The following is a 19046-nucleotide window of genomic DNA, read 5'->3' on the forward strand; positions in this document are numbered from 1 at the left end:
GGCACATCTTTAGATGAACTCATCTGTGCCTACTGCGCTCAATAGTGTCTCTTTTTTATTTGAAATGACTATAAAATCCGTTGGCATCGGAATGATTCATTTGTCTCTCCCGTTTCTCTGTATCCTCTGCGCCCTCTGGGTTTTAATCATTCCAATACAACCGAAATTCATATTATTACGCTAATGATTAAAAGGGGAGCAGCCTAAAAGATGTAAAATCGATTCTATAAGCAAGAGCAAAAACCGCATAGGGAAAATGCTACTGTCGATTGAAAAATTTGGGAGTCAAGTGCTGAATTTGAAATGACGAAAGGCACGGCGCAGAGTCCTAATTTTGGATAACTAACGGCGATTCACTTGTAACCAACTTTCCAGGGTCACCAGCAGCCACAACTTCAGCCCATAGCGGGGAAAAACTTCGCCACGATAGTTTAGCCACTCGCGAATTAGTGTTTGATCGAGGTAAGGCGCGATCGCCGCATGACGATTCAGCAGCAACGATCGCGCTTGCCGCTGCCAATCCCTCAAAAACCACTGCTGCATCGACATCACCATCCCGCTTTTCGGACGGTTGACAATGACATCGGGCAGCAAATCCGCCACCGCAGCTTTGAGAACCGCTTTTTCCTGCGCCCCCGAAAGCTTATATTCTGGGGGAATTTGCAAACTTAGTGCCACCATCCGCGAATCAAACAAAGGCGATCGAGCTTTTAGTCCAGCCGCAGCCGTGAGATTATTCACCTTGGTCAAAATGTAATCGGCTCCTTTAAACTCAATGTTGAGCCGCATCAGCCGATTCAAAAACGTCGTTTCTGTCTGTTGCAATTCCTCAGCAAAGACGGAAGGCGCATTCTTCACCTTTTCCCAAACCTCCGGCTTCAGCAAACGTGGTAAATCCACATAGCATTTTTGAAACGAAGTCAAGTAAGCTGCGATCGGATCGGCTTTAACCTGAACCGAACCGTACAAACTATTCAGCAGCATCGGCTTATTTTTCGGCCCGCCAAAGCACGGATCGCCACCTTCGCCATTGAGTACCACGTCTGCGAATTGCTTTGCCGATCGCCCCAGCAGCAAATTGGGAACCGTCAAGCCTTCCCCCACCGGATCATCCATCGCCGCCAGCGTTTCCGGTAGCAACTCCCAAATTTGCTTTGGCGAAACTTCCAAAATGTGGTGATCAGTGCCACAATGTGCTGCGACGATGTTGGCAAATTCAATCTCGCTGGGATATTGAGCGCCAAAGTGCATCGAAAAAGTGTGCACCGGGCGATCGTGCAGCCTTGTGGCGATCGCCGCGACGCAACTTGAATCAATACCGCCCGAAAGATATGCTGCGACTGGTTCTCCCGCTGGTAGCGCTTCCTGCACCAGTTGTTCCAAAAGCGATCGCACTTGTTGACTATGCCATTCCAAAGGGCGATCGGCGTTAGTAATTTGCTCCTGTGGCTGCCAGTATCTGTGCGCCTCAATATCCGGTAAGTACAGGTAGCTACCGGGCCGCAACTCTCGCACCGCTTCCCACAGCGTTTGTGCTCCGGGTACAAACGCACAGCACAAGTAGTCGCGCAAAGCAACTAAATCCAGTTCTCGATCGTGATACGGATTGAGCGATCGCAGTCGAGGCGCGATCCAGCGAGTCGTTCCTGCACGGGTGTAATAGAGGGTTTTGGCTCCGACGCGATCGCGCCCCAGACACAAGGTTTTCTCCTCTCGATCCCACACGGCAAGGGCAAATTGTCCTGAGAGCAAGCTCAGTGTTTTAGTACCGTACTGTTCCCATAGCCGCCCGACGATCGCCAAATCGGTCAATCCCTCGGTATCAATCTGTTGTTTGAGCATTGGAGTGCGATCGAAGCAGCAGTCACCTACGAGTACAAATCGCTGATTGGGGCTGAAGGTGGGTTCACCTCCGATTATGGCAAAACCGGAAGTCTCCCAAGTTGCAGGGTGCGATCGGGCTGCGGAGCCCCAAGCAATGACCCAATTAGGGTAGATAGACTTCTGAGTCTGCATTTTAAATTAGACATCTCCCATAATTATTGTGGAACAGCCATCTTGCCTGTTCAAAACAGGCTTTTCTGGAGATGACTATTACATTAAAAAACGTTTGAAAGTAACTTATAAATCAAGCGAAAAATAGCTGTTCCAGCGATCGCACCCAAAGCACCCAACCATCCCACAAACAACACACCAGTGATTGGAGAATTCGGATAAATCGCAAGTGCCGCCGTCTGCAAAGCCGGGAAAAACCACAGCAAAGCCAGAGTACCTGCGCCAATAATCAACATCTCAGTTTGTTCGATCGCCCTGCGGTACTGGCCGTAAATCAAACCCGCCACAATCATCCCCAACAATCCGATACTCAAGCCTGGAGAGGGCAGCAAACTCGTCAGGGCGATCGCCAGCACCCCCCCCTCAAAACCCGTAAACGCCGCCCCTCCCAAAATATCCCAAATCGAAAAAGCCCGTCTCTGCCCAGATTGCAGATTTCCCGGAGGAGTCGCGGGAACAGGCACAGGAGCCTGCTGAGTCGGTGGCTGCGGCTGAGTCTGTAGGGGAGTCGGAGTCCTTACTGCCGGGGGCTGCACGACCATCGTAGGCTGTTGAGAATTGTATTTCAGAGCCGCTTCCACCTCGGCGGCAGATTGAAAGCGCTGACTGGGAGCCGGCAACAACATTCGATCGAGAACGTGAGCCAAACGCGAACTTACCTGCACCCGCGATCGCCAATTCCACTCATTTTGATAACTATCAAACAATTCCGTCGGCTGCAAACCGCTGAGCAAGGTAATGCAAGTCACAGCCAAAGCATAAAAATCCGTTGCTGGATAAACCTCTTGTCCATTCATCTGTTCTGGCGGAGCGTAACCCAAAGAATAAATACCAGTCGAAGCTTTAGAAGTGCCTGCAGTTTGCGTTACCTGTTTAACAGCCCCAAAATCTAATAAATAAAGCCGACCATTTTTACCCCGCATAATATTAGCAGGTTTAATATCCCGGTGAATCGAGCCGCGAGAGTGCACAAAATCGAGAACCTTCAAAATTTCCCGCAGTACCTCCATCGTTTCTGCCTCCGAAAACTTACCTTTTACAGCAAGTTCATCCTCCAAATTTTCACCGTCAATAAATTCTTGAACCAAATAGAAAAACTGATCATTTTTACCCGCCTGCAAACTCATAACAGTCAGCTCAAAAAACGCCAACAAACTCGGAATTTGCGAATGTTCGTTTCCGAGTTCTTCCAGCACCGCCGCTTCCCGTTCAAACAGAGTTTGAGCGATTTTTAGCTGTGTCGGAGTCAGACTTACCGACGGCTGCAAAAGTTTAGCAACGCACTGCCGCATCGCCGGAGTATAGCGGTCTCTGGCCAAAAAAGCCGCCCCAAAACCGCCTTGACCCAACAACCTCACGGGCAAATAGCGGCCGCTCAAAATCATGGGCATCCCGCAAGCGGTGCAAAACTTTTGCTGCACGGTTTTCAGCAGGGAACTGTCATCGAGGTCGGGAAAATAGTTTTGAGGGCGCGGGCAGCCCGGTCGGGTGCAGTAAACTTCCATTTTTGTTTGCTAAGAAGAAGGAAGAGGGAAGAAGGAAGAGGGAAGAAGGAAAAGGGAAGAAGGAAGAAAAAGAGGTGGTTAAACCAGATTTCGATTTCTCAACTAACCGCGAACTGCTAACTGCAAGCGACCTAAGAGATTAACTTCCCGCCGAGTTGGGAGTTCCTATTTCTATGAATCCCAAATCGAGCGCCGGGGGTTCTTTCTTCTCCAGGATGGTCGAATAAGTAGCAAACTGGGGCAAAATTTCATTGCTGAAAGCCTCTGCTGCTTTAGAACGGTAGCGGTTGGGGTTGTAAATCAGCGACAAAATGCGAGTTACTACAACTTCGTCCATTTGAGATTTGTGCAAAACGCCCATGAGTAACTCTTTTTCGATCGCCGAAACGGACACAAAAGCAGCGCCCAGCCCCGACTGAACGGCATTTTTAATTGCTTCGATCGAATTTAGTTCCATCTCTATTTTCAAGCGGCGCGTGTCTATGCCGCAGCGAGTCAGTACCTGATCGATTACTTTGCGGATAGTAGACTGCGAATCGAGGGATATAAACTGCAATTTGTAAAGGTCTTCTTTTTGGATAGTTTCTTGTTGTACCATCGGGTGAGACGGAGGGAGAATCAGAGCTAATTCGTCCTCAGCGTAAGGAACAATTTCTAAAGCTTCTACAAGTTCGGTAGGAATTTCTCCGCCAACAATTGCCAAATCGATTTGCCCGTTGGCCACACTCCACGCCGTGCGGCGGGTCGAGTGAACGTGAAGCTGTACTGCTACATCCGGGTACTTTTGGCGAAACATTCCGATCATCCGGGGAAGCAAATACGTCCCCGTTGTTTGAGAAGCGCCGACGATCAAAGTACCGCCTTGGAGGTTTTGCAAGTCTTCCAGAGCTCGACAAGTTTCCTGGCAAAGCGATAAAATTTTCTCGCCGTAACTCAGCAGCAGGTGTCCGGCTTCGGTCAGTTGCGCCCGCCGCCCCCCCCGGTCAAACAGCGGCACGTCCAATTGTCTCTCTAAGTTTTGCACCTGCAAGCTAACTGCTGGCTGGGATACATAGAGGCTGTCCGCGGCGCGTTTGAAGCTTCCTTCAGAGGCGATCGCCTTGAGAATGCGTAACTGGTCTAAAGTGAAAGGAAGGTCAGACATATATCTAAATTGTCAGTTGTCAGTTTTCAGTTTTCAGTTGACGGTTGACGGTTGACTGTAGGCAGCGAACAGCAAACAGCGAACAGTCAACAGCGAACAGTCAACAGCGAACAGCGAACAGTCAATAGTCAACAGCGAACAGTGAACAGTTAACTGACTGATAACCGCTGAATGCTCCCATAGATACTTTGTGACACAAATTGGCCGAGAATCAATAACTTTTCTTAATATTTGCAATGACGATCGACTTGGCGCTCGACTCCCACTTAGTTATTCTGGGCCTGTTACTGGTTTTTGCGATCGCCCACAGCGGTTTAGCAGCCCTCCGGCCCAAAGGTGAAAAGCTGATCGGGCCGAGACTTTATCGCGTTTTGTTTGCCCTTGTCAGTTTGCCGCTAGCCGTCATTCTGATTGTCTACTTTTTCAACCACCGCTACGACGGCGTACAGCTTTGGCAAGTACAGGGATTACCCGGAGTTAAACCCGCAGTTTGGATACTTTCGGCAATTTCTTTTCTGTTTCTGTACCCAGCAACTTTCAACCTCCTAGAAATTGCCGCCGTCCAAAAGCCCCAAGTTCACCTCTACGAAACTGGCATCATTCGCATCACCCGTCACCCGCAAATGGTGGGACAGGTGATTTGGTGCGTGGCCCACACCCTGTGGATTGGCACTAGCTTTACCCTCGTTACTTCCATCGGTTTGGTACTTCACCACCTGTTCGGAGTGTGGCACGGCGACAGCCGGCTTCAGGCTCGTTTTGGAGAATCCTTTGAAACCATCAAATCTCGAACCTCAATAATTCCTTTTTTGGCAATCCTACAAAAGCGTCAAACCCTTGATTTGCTTGAGTTTCTGCGCCCTTCCTACGTGGGTGTAGTCATTTTTACAGGCCTGCTGTGGAAAATTCATCCTTTTTTGATGCGTGTAACTAGGAACATATACTGGTAGCATGATCCCTAGAATAGAAAAAAAATTATTAAATTTTGAGGGCTCATGGTGTTGTCGGTTAGCGAACGCACTTTTGCACAAGAGGTGTTTCAAGCCTCTACCCCCGTTTTAGTTCACTTTTCGGCTCCTTGGTGCGGTTTGTGCCGCGCGATCGATCCCACGCTTAAGACGTTTGAAGCACAGTGGGCAGAAAAAGTCAAGCTGGTTGGCGTGAATGCCGATCAATGTTTCAAGTTGGCCCACACTTACCGGCTGACAAGTCTGCCCACGCTGATTTTGTTTGAGGGCGATAAAGTTCGATTTAGATTGGAAGACTACCAAGGGCGGGAGGAACTGCGGCGAACTCTGGATTCCTGGATGCTCGCGGCTCACGTAGCTTCCCCATCTCAACGGCTGCAACTTCAGGAAGTAGCCAACAGGTAACGGTTCCAAGGCATTCGGCTCTTGTTTAGAAGACCTTCGGCTTTTATGTAGAAAGCAGAAGGCTTTCCCCATTTTTACCTCAAATCTGACACCAAAATAAATCTCGCCGTCTTGAACGCACAGGACTGTGAGATTTGTCGTATAGTTTTCGTTTGCACGGGAATAATTTTCGGCGTTTATTGCGATCGTCTCGTTCGCGATGAAAAAGTAGTGCGATCGTCTCGCTCGCTATTGCACTCGGGTATAGCAATACTTAAAGAATTGGATCAAGTATTTTGGCCCAGTCGCGCAGCCGTGTGCCACAATTTGTAAAGAATTGTGGCAATATCTAGTAGAAACTTTAAATTACCTATCAGTCATGGAACTGCTTTATCAATACGCTTGGCTGATTCCAGTCCTGCCACTGGCAGGCGCAATGCTAGTAGGTCTAGGCTTAATCACGTTTAACCAGGCAACCAACAAACTCCGACAGGCGAATGCGATATTAATCCTCTCCGCACTGGGAGGGTCAATGGTACTCTCTTTCGCTTTGCTGTGGAGTCAACTACAGGGTCACGCACCCTACACCCGCACTATTCAGTGGGCTTCTGCTGGCGACTTCTCGCTGAATATGGGCTATATCATTGACCCCCTGACGGCGGTGATGCTGGCGATCGTAACCACGGTCGCCTTTTTGGTGATGATTTACACCGACGGCTACATGGCGCACGATGACGGGTACGTGCGCTTTTACGCCTACCTCAGCATCTTCAGCGCGTCGATGTTGGGTCTGGTAATCAGCCCGAACATCGTTCAGATTTACATTTTTTGGGAACTCGTAGGTATGTGTTCATACCTGTTAGTCGGATTTTGGTACGATCGCAAACCCGCTGCTGACGCTTGCCAAAAAGCTTTTGTCACCAACCGCGTCGGCGACTTCGGCCTGCTGCTGGGCATCCTCGGCATTTACTGGGCCACCGGCAGCTTTGAATTTGATGTGATGGGCGAACGTCTCCACTCTTTAGTCGAATCCGGTGCTCTTTCGGCGACTCTGGCGACAATCTTCGGCGTCCTGATATTTTTGGGGCCAGCAGCCAAATCCGCTCAATTCCCCCTCCACGTCTGGCTACCAGACGCAATGGAAGGCCCGACACCGATTTCGGCATTAATCCACGCCGCGACAATGGTAGCCGCCGGCGTATTCCTGATCGCTCGGATGTACCCGGTGTTTGAAGGGCTGCCGGCAGTCATGAATTTGATCGCCTGCACCGGCTGTTTTACGGCATTTATGGGAGCTTCGATCGCGATTACCCAAAATGACATAAAAAAAGGCCTCGCCTACTCCACCATCTCCCAACTCGGCTACATGGTGATGGCAATGGGCGTCGGCGCTTACAGTGCCGGACTTTTCCACTTGATGACTCACGCTTACTTCAAAGCAATGCTGTTCCTGTGTTCAGGTTCAGTGATTCACGGTATGGAAGCAGTTGTAGGCCACAACCCTGCACTCGCTCAAGATATGCGAGTCATGGGCGGCTTGCGGAAATATATGCCCATTACCTCTGCTTGCTTTTTAATCGGAAATTTGGCAATCTGCGGAATTCCGCCGTTTGCTGGTTTTTGGTCAAAAGACGAAATTCTCGCCAGCGCCTTCGCAGCAAATCCCGCTCTGTGGGCTGTTAGCTGGCTGACAGCCGGGATGACCGCGTTTTATATGTTCCGGATGTATTTCAGCACCTTTGAGGGCGAATTCCGGGGCAATAACAACGCTATCAAACAGCAACTTCTGCAACCGGGTTTGGTTTTCGGCCCCGGAGCGATGAACGTTAAGGAATTGGCATCAACTGGCGAAAGTCACGATGAGCACGACCATTTGCCTCACGAATCTCCTCTGACAATGGCTCTGCCGTTAGTCTTGCTGGCAGTACCTTCTGTGTTTATCGGTTTTCTCGGTACGCCGTTTGCCAATTATTTCGAGCAGTTTGTTCGCGCTCCAGGCGAGTCTCTGGAAGAAGTTTTGCAACACGCTGCTGAGTTCAATTTGACGGAATTTTTGATTATGGGTGGAAGCTCTGTAGGTATTGCTTTGCTGGGCATTACTTTGGCTTCTCTGATGTATTTGAGCCGTAAAATTGACGCAAGTGCGATCGCCCAAAAAATCAAACCGCTTTACGAGTTCTCCCTCAACAAGTGGTATCTCGACGATATCAACGACTTTCTCTTTGTCAAAGGCAGCCGCCGTTTGGCGCGGCAAGTCATGGAAGTGGATTTGCGAGTCGTCGATGGTGTAGTCAACTTAACAGGGCTTATCACCCTGGTTACGGGCGAAGGTTTGAAATACTTTGAGAGCGGTCGCGCTCAATTTTATGCCCTGATTGTGTTTGTCGCAGTTCTGGGTTTTGCGATCGTTTCTGGCATGAGTTGAGATGAATAAATGGGAAATGGGTTTACCATTTCCCATTTCCCAATTGAAATGTCATAGGTTGAAATTTAGGAGATCAATCATGGACAAAGCTATTTACTCACCTTTCCGCTTAATCGTTGGTTTTTTTCTGGGATTATTTATCGCGTTAAACCTTACACCAGTTGTTGCTGCTACCACACCGCCGAAAGTGAATTGGAACGAAGGGCCACACATTGTTTCCCTGGGGGACAATCTCGCTCAGTTGAATTTACCTAAAGGATATCTATTTGCCAATGCTGAGGATACCTCAAAATTGATGGAGTATATGGGAAATATTCCCTCAAAACAGGACATTGGTTTAGTAGTTCCCAACACTCCTAACAAAGATTGGTTTGTTGTGTTCAGCTATGACCCACTTGGCTATGTTAAAGAGGATGAGTCTCAATCTATTGATTCAAAGGCTATTCTTGAAAGCATTAAAACTGGAACAGAAGAAGAAAACAAACAGCGACAATCAAAAGGTTTACCCTCTCTTGTAATTACTGGTTGGCAAGAAGTACCTCATTACGATCAAGCTTCGCATAACTTGGTATGGGCACTTTTCGCTACCGAAAATGGCAATCCAGTGGTGAACTACAACACCCGCAAACTAGGTCGTGGTGGAGTGACTTCGATTACTCTAGTCACATCTCCTACAGAACTGCCACTGTTGAAACCAGAAATCGAAAAACTTGTTGCTAATTACGACTATGTGACTGGGAATAAATACAGTGACTTTATTCAAGGTACTGATAAGGTGGCTGAGATTGGTCTAACGGCTCTCATTGCTGGCGGTGTAGGAGCAGCAGCAGTCAAAACCGGAGTTTTTGCCAAAGTTTTACTGTTCTTTGTTGTAGCCTTGAAAAAAATTTGGATCTTCTTGATTATAGGGTTAGGTGGGCTTTTCAAAAAGCTATTTGGTGGTCAAAAGCCTCAAGATAATTCTGAGGAGGGAGCGACTGATAAAAAGTGAAAACTATTGAACTTGATACACGAAGAGTGCAAGTACCTTGCTTGCTTAGGTAGTGTCGTTTAAATCCTCAACAGCTTATTTGTGCTTTAATCTAAATAAAGTATAAAGTTTAGGTTATAATGCCAAAAAGATGTCTAAATGTGATAGTTGAGAGTTGATTTTAGAACACAATGGATACAGCTAACTTTCCCTGGTTAACAACAACAATTCTGTTTCCCATTGCTGCGTCCCTGCTGATTCCTTTGATTCCCGATAAGGATGGCAAGACGGTGCGGTGGTATGCCCTAATTGTGGGTTTGATCGATTTTGCCCTACTTGTTTACGCTTTTTATACTCAGTACGACTTCAGCAATCCAGACTTGCAACTGGTAGAAAGCTATACTTGGGTGCAGCAACTCGATTTAAATTGGTCGGTTGGTGCTGATGGTTTGTCGATGCCGCTGATTTTGCTGACTGGTTTTATTACTACTCTGGCTACTTTAGCGGCTTGGCCGGTCACATTTAAACCGAAGCTATTTTACTTTTTGATGTTGACAATGTACGGCGGGCAAATAGCAGTTTTTGCCGTGCAAGATATGTTGCTGTTTTTCCTAGTTTGGGAACTGGAATTAGTACCCATTTACCTGATTTTGTCAATCTGGGGCGGCAAGAAGCGCCTTTACGCAGCAACTAAGTTTATCCTGTACACCGCAGGCGGTTCGCTGTTTATTTTGCTTGGCGGGCTGACGATGGCGTTTTACGGCGATACGGTGACTTTTGATATGCGGGCGATCGCAGCTAAAGATTATGCCCCCAATGTAGAATTGATCCTGTATACAGGTTTCTTAATAGCTTACGGCGTCAAACTGCCAATTTTTCCGCTGCACACTTGGCTCCCTGACGCTCACGGGGAAGCAACCGCACCCGCCCATATGTTGCTAGCAGGAATTCTGCTAAAAATGGGCGGTTACGCTTTACTGCGGATGAATGCGGGAATGCTCCCAGATGCTCACGCTACCTTCGCGCCCATCTTGGTAATTTTGGGTGTGGTTAACATTGTTTACGCGGCATTAACTTCTTTTGCTCAGCGAAATTTGAAGCGGAAAATTGCTTATTCTTCGATTTCGCACATGGGGTTTGTGCTGATTGGGATAGCTTCGTTTACTGATTTGGGAATGAGCGGTGCAATGCTGCAAATGGTTTCCCACGGTTTAATAGGGGCGAGTTTGTTCTTCATGGTAGGATGCACTTACGATCGCACTCACACGCTCATGCTCGACGAAATGGGCGGTGTCGGGCAGAAAATGCGTAAGGTTTTTGCGATGTGGACTGCTTGTTCTATGGCTTCTTTGGCTTTGCCGGGAATGAGCGGTTTTGTAGCAGAATTGATGGTGTTTGTAGGTTTTGCAACGAGCGATGCTTACAATCCTGTGTTTAAAGTTTGTGTGGTATTTCTAGCTGCTGTCGGGGTGATTTTGACTCCGATTTATCTGCTGTCGATGCTGCGCGAAATCTTCTACGGGCCTGAGAATAAGGAATTGTCCGATCACGAAGAATTGGTGGATGCGGAACCGCGAGAAGTGTTTATTATTGCGGCTCTGTTGGTGCCGATTATTGGCATTGGTTTGTATCCGAAGATGCTGACTCAGGTTTATGATGCGACTACTGTACAGTTGACGGCTAAGTTGCGCGATTCTGTGCCGTCGCTTGTGGCTAAGGCTGCTGCGGATAAAACTCTGTCTCTGCGTGCTCCGGCGATCGAGCCGAGTAAGTTGTAATTTGAACGGGAGTTAGGAAGAAAACCCCCAAAATCTTAGAAAGATAGAGTTTGGGGGTTTTCTATTTTTTTTTTCGGTGGGGCGATCGAAACTGAATTATTTGGTGGTTGTGCTATCCTAGTGGAGTCTCTGTTAAAAACATTACATTAGCAGCCATGCCGACACCTTCCACAAGTCATTTACCAAAACCTAAATCTTGGGATGAATTTGAGGATATTACATGGGAAATTTATCAACGAAAATGGCACGACAATCAGGCACAGAGATATGGCAGAAGTGGACAGGCACAAAATGGTATTGATATTTATGGTCGGCAAAACAGTTCCGACAAGTATATAGGTGTTCAGTGTAAACGAGTTGAGGATAACAAGCTAACCAAGAAAATAATCCAGGCAGAGATTGTCAAAGCAGAATGCTTTTCACCTCCACTCAGTGAGTACATTATTGCAACTACGGCATCAAGAGATGCAAAGCTTCAAGATTTTGTCCGGTCTTTAAATGAAAAGCGTAGATTAGAAAATAAGTTCCCTGTCTATATAGTGTTTTGGGAAGATATATGCAATGACTTGGCAGAGCCCAATAATCGTGATTTACTCAAGAAGTATTATTCTGAGTGGGAACAGATATTTAGCAATCAAGAGAAATCTATAAGTAGTGAGCAGGTTGCATCTATTCATTGTCTTTTGAGCTTGGAAATACAGCAAGACTGCAACTTACTTCAGGAACTTCTTAATCAAAATCAAGATGCTTTATCGAAAAAATGGCAATCATGCTTTAGTAAAAATCGCGGCGTATGGCGAGAAGAATCGTCTCGTTTACTTCTTGCTAGAAGTAGTATAGAGTTAATGTCAAAAGTTCAAAAATTTTACCACCAATTGGATGATATTGAGAGTAGATGCAAAAGTCTACTTGCCTTGAGATATAGAATTGAATTGGTGAATTCAAAACCCATGTATATAGATTCTAAGGGTGGGATTTTCGGATTTAATACAAAGCCTTTACACCCTTTGGCAAGTTGCTTCTACACAGACTCAGACCTGAAAGAGGTATTTGATTTAACGGAAAAATCCTCTACGGACTTCAATAAGCTGAAAGAAAAAGTTCATGAAACGCTGAATCTTGGCAATCAAATAACTTGTGAGTTAATTAAATTATGCAATTCTGGGAGTTGATATAACAAGCCCGTTGTAGGCCGACTGTATCGAGGTCGTTGAAGGTGGAGTTGAGAATTTTCAGGAACTCATCCTGCTGAGATCGCAATACCCAATACTTCAAAATTACCATTTGGTCGATCGCCCTTCATTCCGGTATTGCGATCGCTCTCTTAGTTTCTAGCCTAATTATTCTGCGAAGAGTGCGATCTTTGTTAAGGGCGATCGCGCTTCTAAGATTCTTACGGCTTCAGATCGAGCAGTTGGGGGTAATTGACACCTTGATTGATTATTGTACCGCCTCAGATTCTTTGAGGGCTGCACTGAACGCGAAGTGGTTAAGATTCAGCAGCGATCGGGAATCCTGAAATTATCTGTTGCCGAATGGGTATCTGAATCACAAACTCGGTGCCTGAGCCAGGTGTAGAAAAACACTGGATGTTACCGCGATGTTTTTCAGTAATGATTTGATAACTAATCGACATTCCCAAACCTGTACCTTTACCGATGGCTTTGGTCGTGAAAAAGGGATCAAAAATGCGCTGCTTCACTCGGTCTGTCATACCGATTCCGTTGTCAGCGATCGCCACCTCCACCCATTGATTGTCGATCGCAGAAGTCCGAATCGTAATCTGGTTCGGGGTGTCTTTAAGCTCCTGATAGGAGCGTTTGCTATTCATCTCATCTAGGGCATCCAGGGCATTGACCAAAATATTCATGAATACCTGATTGAGTTGTCCGGGGAAACATTCCACCTTGGGCAATGTGCCATAGTCTTTGATCGTTACCACGCCTGGACTCTCTGGTTTATCTTTGAGTCGGTGTTGCAAAATCAGCAATGTACTTTCAATTCCCTCATGAATATCAACATCTTTGAAGTCTGCTTCATCCATGCGAGAAAAGTTTCGCAACGAGACGACAATACCGCGAATTCGCTCGGTTCCTACCCTTATAGATGAAATTATCTTTTGGATATCTTCAGTGAGGAATTCCAAATCGATTTCCTCTGCCATTGCTTGCACGTCTGGATCGTTGCTGGGATGGCGCTGTTGATAGAGTTCTATCATCTGCAGCAGATTTTGGGTATATTCGTCCAGGTGGGTGAGATTACCGTGGATGAAGTTGACGGGGTTATTAATTTCATGGGCAATTCCCGCAACCAACTGTCCCAAGCTAGACATTTTTTCGCTTTGGATAACTTGCATCTGGGCTTTTTTTAGTTCGTTTAGGGTTGTCTCCAGTTCTTTAGCTTGCGCCGTCGAGGAGATTGCTAGTTCTTCGATCGCAGCAACCTGGGGTAGAGTTGTCCAGCAAGCAATCGCTACTCCCACAAATGCCAGCGTCATCAACACAATAATCAGCAGATAGGGATTGTGGGTTCCGGCTTCTACCCGCAGCCAAGAGCGGATGAGCCAACTGATCGCCGCTGCACCACAAATCAGCGCAATCAAAATTGCGACCTGAAGCACCACAAAGTCTTCGTTTTTAGGAGGAGTTACTGGCTTGGTATGCAGTCTATCCCACCACGGTAAATGCAAAAATGCCCAAGGAATCCGCAGAACCGCAGCGTCGATAGCTATCACTGCTAACGGCAACAGCAATCCGAGACAAAAATCCATCCATCCCCAGGCAAAACCACCCACCACCAGGGAAATGAACTCCACCACCAGCAATGCTAAGGATAGTCGCCCCCAACGCACGACTGGATCGTTGCGCTGCATCCACAGCCCCAAGTGCAACCCCATAATAGAAATGAAAAAACTCACCCCTGACACCACGACAATTTGAGTGGTGTTGCCCCATACTAAAAATCCTAAACTACATACAAAGGTTAGCAACAGCGCGGGTTCTAGGGCACCCCGACGGGACACTGCGCCAAACACGGGAGACAACAGCCCATCCTGCGCGAGTTGGAAAAGGATGCGGGGCGTATTGCAAACGCTAGTCGCCGATCCCAACAAACAGCTAGCCGCAACCAGCAAAGTGACTATGACAGGGGCAGCGTCTCCCCAGAAAGGCTTGGCAGCCACCAGGAATTTGCCGTACAAATTGCCTTCTAAACCGGCAGCGGTTGCCAACTGCACCAACACTAAAGTGCCACCGACAAACACCAGAGGCATGAACCAGGCAACCCAAGACAGCGCCTTAAGGGTGTCTTTTGGGTGGAGACTGTCTGCTACAAAGGATGAAGCTGTGTCACAGCCATAAAAGCTATAAGCGGCAAACAAGAACCATTTCAGCCAGTCCTGGACACTGATGGCATCAATGCTGGTGGGCAAGAGTCCGGGGCTTTGGGGCGAAAAGGCAAGCCAGCCTAAACCCTGAACGCAGAAGAGGAGTAAAAAGCCGATCGAAGGAAACACAAAAAAGAGGTGCAGAATGGCGACGGCGCGGGTGCCACTGAATGCTACAAAGTAAGCGATCGCAGTAAAACCGATCTCAAACACTTTTTCTGGAATATTCAGCCCCATCGGTGCTAAATGGAATTGGATCAAATCTGTGATGACGATCGCATTAATGGGCGGAAAGGAAACCCACCCCAAGTAGTAGGCAATCCCCAAATAGCGGGAAAGGGCAGGGTAACGATGGAGCAATCGCGTGATGTAATTTGGTGTTCCCCCAGATACATCTGGATATTTCTCACCCAAACTCTGAACTTGAAGGTTAAGCAGAATTCCGACGATAACACCAGGAATCCAGACCAACAGCGATGCGGAGCCAATTCCTGCTTGCATCGACGGCGCTAAGGCAAACCACATCAGATATCCAACCACACTAAACCCCCAAGCTTCTGCAGAGGACATGGTACGCCGGAGGCGATTTAGAAATGGCACAGGATCTATTTCCATAACAAGCAGATAGGGGTCATCCTATTGTGATACAATCGCAATTTTTACAGCCCAGAAAAAACACCTACCTAGTGTTTCCTTCTCGGGCTGAAAATTGTAAGCTCGATCTGATGTAGCGGTGAAAGATTGAGGCGTAATCAGTTGAGGTTGCTAGCAATCGCACTCTTGAGCAAAACAACTCGTTGCAAGTGAGATTTTGCACCAGTTGCAAGAAGCCTTTCACGGGCGGTATCTCCTGCCCACCCCACAATAAAATTCACTTACTTTTTGTGGAACAGGTCGAAAAGCCTGTTAAGCCAGAAGGGTGCAATATTTCAGTTGAAACGGACTCAATAGAGTCTTTTCACTTTGTTTAATATGCCGTTAGCTAGCGATCGCAATACTCAATACCCAATACTTCAAAATTACCCGTAGATCGATCGCTCTTCCATGAGCGTGCGATCGCACTTGCGGGTTTCTATCCTTATTGTTATACCGAGAGTGCGATCTTTGGAAAGGGCGATCGCGCCGAGCAAGTTTTGATTCGATCGCGCTCTAATAGGCAAAAAAGATAGCAACAAAACCCCCCAATCCAGTTTAAAAATGGGGTTGGGGGGAATTCGTTGAGGCTGGCAAGCATACTCATCCGGCTGATATCGTTACCGATCGCAATATTGGACGGAATTTTCCTCTGTGAATAAACTGTTGATTGCAGCGTCCCCAGAACCGCCAGAGCAACGAACCCCTCAACTCCCGGAAGCGATTCGCATCGTAATATCGGCCTTGTGTAGAAGTTCTAACTATATTTGCCGACAGATGAATCGGGGAATTCTTATGTGCGGGAATCAGTGACGATTTCTTGATTTTGGTTGGATTTGGTAATGAATTATAAGCGAGGAGAAGAGTTTTATTTTACATTTGTTTTAGGCGTTTTTTCAGGGAATGAGATCCAGAAAAGTTTTTGCTATCATCGAGGAACAAGAGCGTTGAGGCTACATAGATGACTGGCAAAGCTCAGACCGGCACTAGACAATTATTGCGTAGGTATTGGTTGACCTTAACGAAATGGCGATCGCTCAGTGTCCTCTGCGTTTTGACACTGGCGGTTAGCCTGATTATGAATGCTTGTAGCCTTGCACCACAGCCACTAGCTCCTTTGCGCGTTGGCATCACCAGTTGGGCAGGATTTGATATTGTACTTTATGCTCAGGAAGCAGGCTTATTCAAACAGCGCGGATTGGACGTGCAACTCATTCGATTTGAGAATCAACAAGATTCGACTCGCGCCATGCTGCGCGGTACTCTAGACGCGACTTTTGTCTCTTTGTGGGATGTGGTGCAGTCTGATTCGGGTAGTGACAAGCCTGCGGTGCTGATGGTAACAAATATTTCTCATGGGGCTGATGGTATTGTTGCTCAACCTGCAATCAAGTCAGTGGCAAACCTTCGCGGTAAAAGAGTCGGAGCGAAACTCGGAACAGTGAATCATCTGATTTTATTAGAAGCCCTCAAGTTGCACCAGATTAAACCCGAAGAGGTCAAGATTGAAGATATTTCTAACGAAACAGCGGTTGAGGTGATGCAGCAGGGACGTTTAGATGCCGCCGTGATCTGGCAACCACTTCTAGGCGAAACTGCCCAAGCAATCAAGGGGAATATTATTTTTACCACTCAGGAAGTTGATAGTTTAGTTATTGATACGTTGGTTTCTAGGTCAGCTATTACTCCCACAAAGAAAGCTGAATTGAAGCAATTTATCCTTGCTTGGTTGGATATTATGAGTGCGGTGGAAACAAAGCCTAATGTCGTGTTTCAAAAAGTTGCTCAAAACCTGGGACAGAAGGGTGAGGCTTTTGCTAAAGATTACGCTGGTCTGAAAAAGGGTGATATTGCTATGCAAAAACAGATGTTTAAGTCTGGTCGCTTGTCAGAGGCCATCGCTCAAATGGCTGAACTATTAAAATCTGACCCCCGTGCCGGACGGATACCGCGTCAGGATGTGGAGATTAATACTGAGCTGGTAACTACAGCGATCAAGGAGTGGCAATTATGACCAAATGGTTGCGTCCCCATAGTTTGTCCCAGCGCTTGCTAGTTAGCGTTGGGTTGTCGATCGCCACTGTTGGACTGGCAACCCTCGGACTCAACTATCGGCTGATGCAGTCTGACTTAGAAACGCAAGTTCATAACCGGGCTCAATCGATTACACAATCTCTGGAGTTTTCTACAGAAGGCTTACTAGAGTTAGAGAATAAAAGCATTCTGCGACGGGTTGTGCAAAATTTTGCCACGATGCCGGGTGTGCTGGAAATTGCGATTGTCGATCCATCTGGAATGGCGATCGCCCGCAGTCCTCAGAATACGACTAATGGGCCATACACTTCGATCTATCCGCAACTGGCGCAAGCGATCGACCAAGCGGCAACCACAAGCGTCGAAGTCACCTACGATATCGTACTAGATGGCAAGCCTGCGATCGCACAAATTCTGCCTTTTAGCAGTACCTTATTTGGCACATCTCAACGACGGGGAGTGGCGATCGCGCTACTCGATCTCAACCAAATGAAGCAAGCTGCCCACAGAACTTTCATTACCTCAACATTGTTATTGCTAGTTGGCATCATCACAATTTTGTTAATCATGGGGATACTCCTTCAGAAGAATGTATTGCAACCTTTGCGGGATTTGACAGAAGCAGTTTCCCACAGTAAAAAAACTGGCATCTTTCCTATGCCAAAGACGATTCCCGCTAACGAAATTCAATTTTTGGCTAGCACATTTGAAGAAGTATTCCGACAATTGGAAATCCACGCGCAACTCACCGCAGAAATAGCTCAACGGAAACAAATAGAAGTCACCTTACGCGATAGCGAAGCCAGAGAACGAGACAAATCTCAGCAGCTTGAGCAGGCAATTGAGACTTTAAAACGAACGCAAACCCAACTGATTCAGACAGAAAAAATCTCATCCTTGGGGCAATTAGTTGCAGGAGTAGCCCATGAAATTAACAATCCGGTCGGGTTCATTCATAGCAATCTAATTCATGTACAATATTATGCTGACACTATATTAAATTTGGTACACTTATATCAAAAGCATTATCCAAACCCAATTGGCGAAATTGAGAAAGAAGCAGAAAATATTGACCTGGATTTTTTGCAAGATGATTTACCTAAAATTTTGAGTTCAATGAGAATTGGTACCGATCGCATTCGCCAGATTGTGCTGTCACTCCGCAATTTTTCCCGAATGGATGAGTCAGATTTTAAAGAAGTTGATATCCATGAAGGAATTGATAGCACGCTGTTAATTTTGCAACATCGTCTCAAAGCGCGACTAGAACATCCAGAAATTAAAGTCATTCGAGACTATGGTGATTTACCGCTAGTTGAGTGTTATGCCGGACAACTTAACCAAGTATTTATGAATGTTTTGGCAAACGCTATTGATGCACTGGAAGAAATAAATATTCAACGGGTAGCTTGCTCGATCGAGAAGCACCCATGTTGTATTACCATTTGTACCTCGGTGGTATATTCGCAGTGGGTTAAAATTGCGATCGCCGATAATGGCAATGGAATTCCAGAATCAATTCAAACACAGATATTCAATCCATTTTTTACAACAAAGCCTGTAGGGAAGGGAACCGGAATGGGAATGGCGATTAGTTATCAGATTATTACTGAAAAACATGGTGGGACGCTGAGGTGTTTTTCAACGCCAGAAAAAGGGACCGAGTTTGAGATTTGTATTCCTGTTAAGCAGCAGGAGTTGACGATGGGGAAAGTTTCGGTATAATTAATCCTTCTAATACTGTAAAATGAAATCGTAAGTTGTC

Annotated in this window: 13 protein-coding genes; 8 read left to right on the forward strand and 5 right to left on the reverse strand. The window is 46.8% G+C overall.

Annotated elements, in window-relative coordinates; translation table 11 throughout:
* Window positions 1-342: 342 nt before the first annotated feature.
* The 3 genes from QT994_RS14470 to QT994_RS14480 all read right to left on the reverse strand — a co-directional run bounded on the left by QT994_RS14470 (window position 343) and on the right by QT994_RS14480 (window position 4704).
* A complete protein-coding gene (locus QT994_RS14470) occupies window positions 343-2016 on the reverse strand; it encodes an asparagine synthase-related protein (protein ID WP_333175655.1) in 1674 nt (557 codons plus the stop codon).
* Window positions 2017-2099: 83 nt separating this feature from the next.
* Window positions 2100-3560 carry a serine/threonine-protein kinase gene (locus QT994_RS14475; RefSeq protein WP_333175657.1) on the reverse strand — a complete coding sequence of 487 codons (1461 nt, stop codon included), beginning with the start codon at window positions 3558-3560 and terminating at the stop codon, window positions 2100-2102.
* A gap of 139 nt (window positions 3561-3699) precedes the next feature.
* On the reverse strand, window positions 3700-4704 hold the full coding sequence (locus QT994_RS14480; protein ID WP_333045363.1) for a LysR family transcriptional regulator: 1005 nt from the start codon (window positions 4702-4704) through the stop codon (window positions 3700-3702).
* A gap of 236 nt (window positions 4705-4940) precedes the next feature.
* On the opposite strand from QT994_RS14480, the gene QT994_RS14485 reads away from it, so the two are divergent.
* From QT994_RS14485 to QT994_RS14510, 6 genes are all read left to right on the forward strand, one after another.
* A complete protein-coding gene (locus QT994_RS14485; RefSeq protein ID WP_333175659.1) occupies window positions 4941-5654 on the forward strand; it encodes an NnrU family protein in 714 nt (237 codons plus the stop codon).
* A 45-nt stretch (window positions 5655-5699) separates the two neighbouring features.
* Window positions 5700-6077 carry a thioredoxin family protein gene (locus QT994_RS14490; protein ID WP_006635621.1) on the forward strand — a complete coding sequence of 126 codons (378 nt, stop codon included), beginning with the start codon at window positions 5700-5702 and terminating at the stop codon, window positions 6075-6077.
* 358 nt (window positions 6078-6435) lie between these two features.
* Entirely contained in the window at window positions 6436-8481 is a 2046-nt protein-coding gene (locus tag QT994_RS14495) for an NAD(P)H-quinone oxidoreductase subunit 5 (RefSeq protein ID WP_333175726.1), read from the forward strand.
* Window positions 8482-8560: 79 nt separating this feature from the next.
* Window positions 8561-9472, forward strand: a complete 912-nt coding sequence (locus QT994_RS14500) for a DUF2167 domain-containing protein (protein ID WP_333045365.1) — start codon at window positions 8561-8563, stop codon at window positions 9470-9472.
* A gap of 170 nt (window positions 9473-9642) precedes the next feature.
* Window positions 9643-11229 carry a photosynthetic/respiratory NAD(P)H-quinone oxidoreductase subunit D1 gene (gene ndhD1 / locus QT994_RS14505; protein ID WP_445243911.1) on the forward strand — a complete coding sequence of 529 codons (1587 nt, stop codon included), beginning with the start codon at window positions 9643-9645 and terminating at the stop codon, window positions 11227-11229.
* A gap of 155 nt (window positions 11230-11384) precedes the next feature.
* Window positions 11385-12401: a restriction endonuclease gene (locus QT994_RS14510; RefSeq protein WP_333175661.1), complete on the forward strand. Its 1017-nt coding sequence runs from the start codon at window positions 11385-11387 to the stop codon at window positions 12399-12401.
* Between the two features lie 317 nt (window positions 12402-12718).
* On the opposite strand, the gene QT994_RS14515 is transcribed toward QT994_RS14510, so the two are convergent.
* Window positions 12719-15214 (reverse strand): ATP-binding protein, encoded by a 2496-nt coding sequence (locus tag QT994_RS14515; protein WP_445243912.1) that lies wholly within the window; start codon window positions 15212-15214, stop codon window positions 12719-12721.
* Window positions 15215-15633: 419 nt separating this feature from the next.
* The gene (locus QT994_RS14520; RefSeq protein ID WP_333175665.1) at window positions 15634-15789 is read right to left on the reverse strand and encodes a hypothetical protein; all 156 of its coding nucleotides are present in this window, start codon (window positions 15787-15789) and stop codon (window positions 15634-15636) included.
* A gap of 419 nt (window positions 15790-16208) precedes the next feature.
* Between QT994_RS14520 and QT994_RS14525 the strand changes: the two genes are divergently transcribed.
* Complete coding sequence (locus tag QT994_RS14525; protein WP_333175667.1) at window positions 16209-17261, forward strand: ABC transporter substrate-binding protein; 1053 nt, start codon at window positions 16209-16211, stop codon at window positions 17259-17261.
* Window positions 17258-19006 carry an ATP-binding protein gene (locus QT994_RS14530; protein WP_333047697.1) on the forward strand — a complete coding sequence of 583 codons (1749 nt, stop codon included), beginning with the start codon at window positions 17258-17260 and terminating at the stop codon, window positions 19004-19006. The genes QT994_RS14525 and QT994_RS14530 overlap by 4 nt, the downstream gene beginning before the upstream one ends.
* Window positions 19007-19046 lie beyond the last annotated feature (40 nt).

It is taken from the genome of Microcoleus sp. S13_B4, assembly GCF_036700885.1.
Taxonomy (GTDB): domain Bacteria; phylum Cyanobacteriota; class Cyanobacteriia; order Cyanobacteriales; family Microcoleaceae; genus Microcoleus.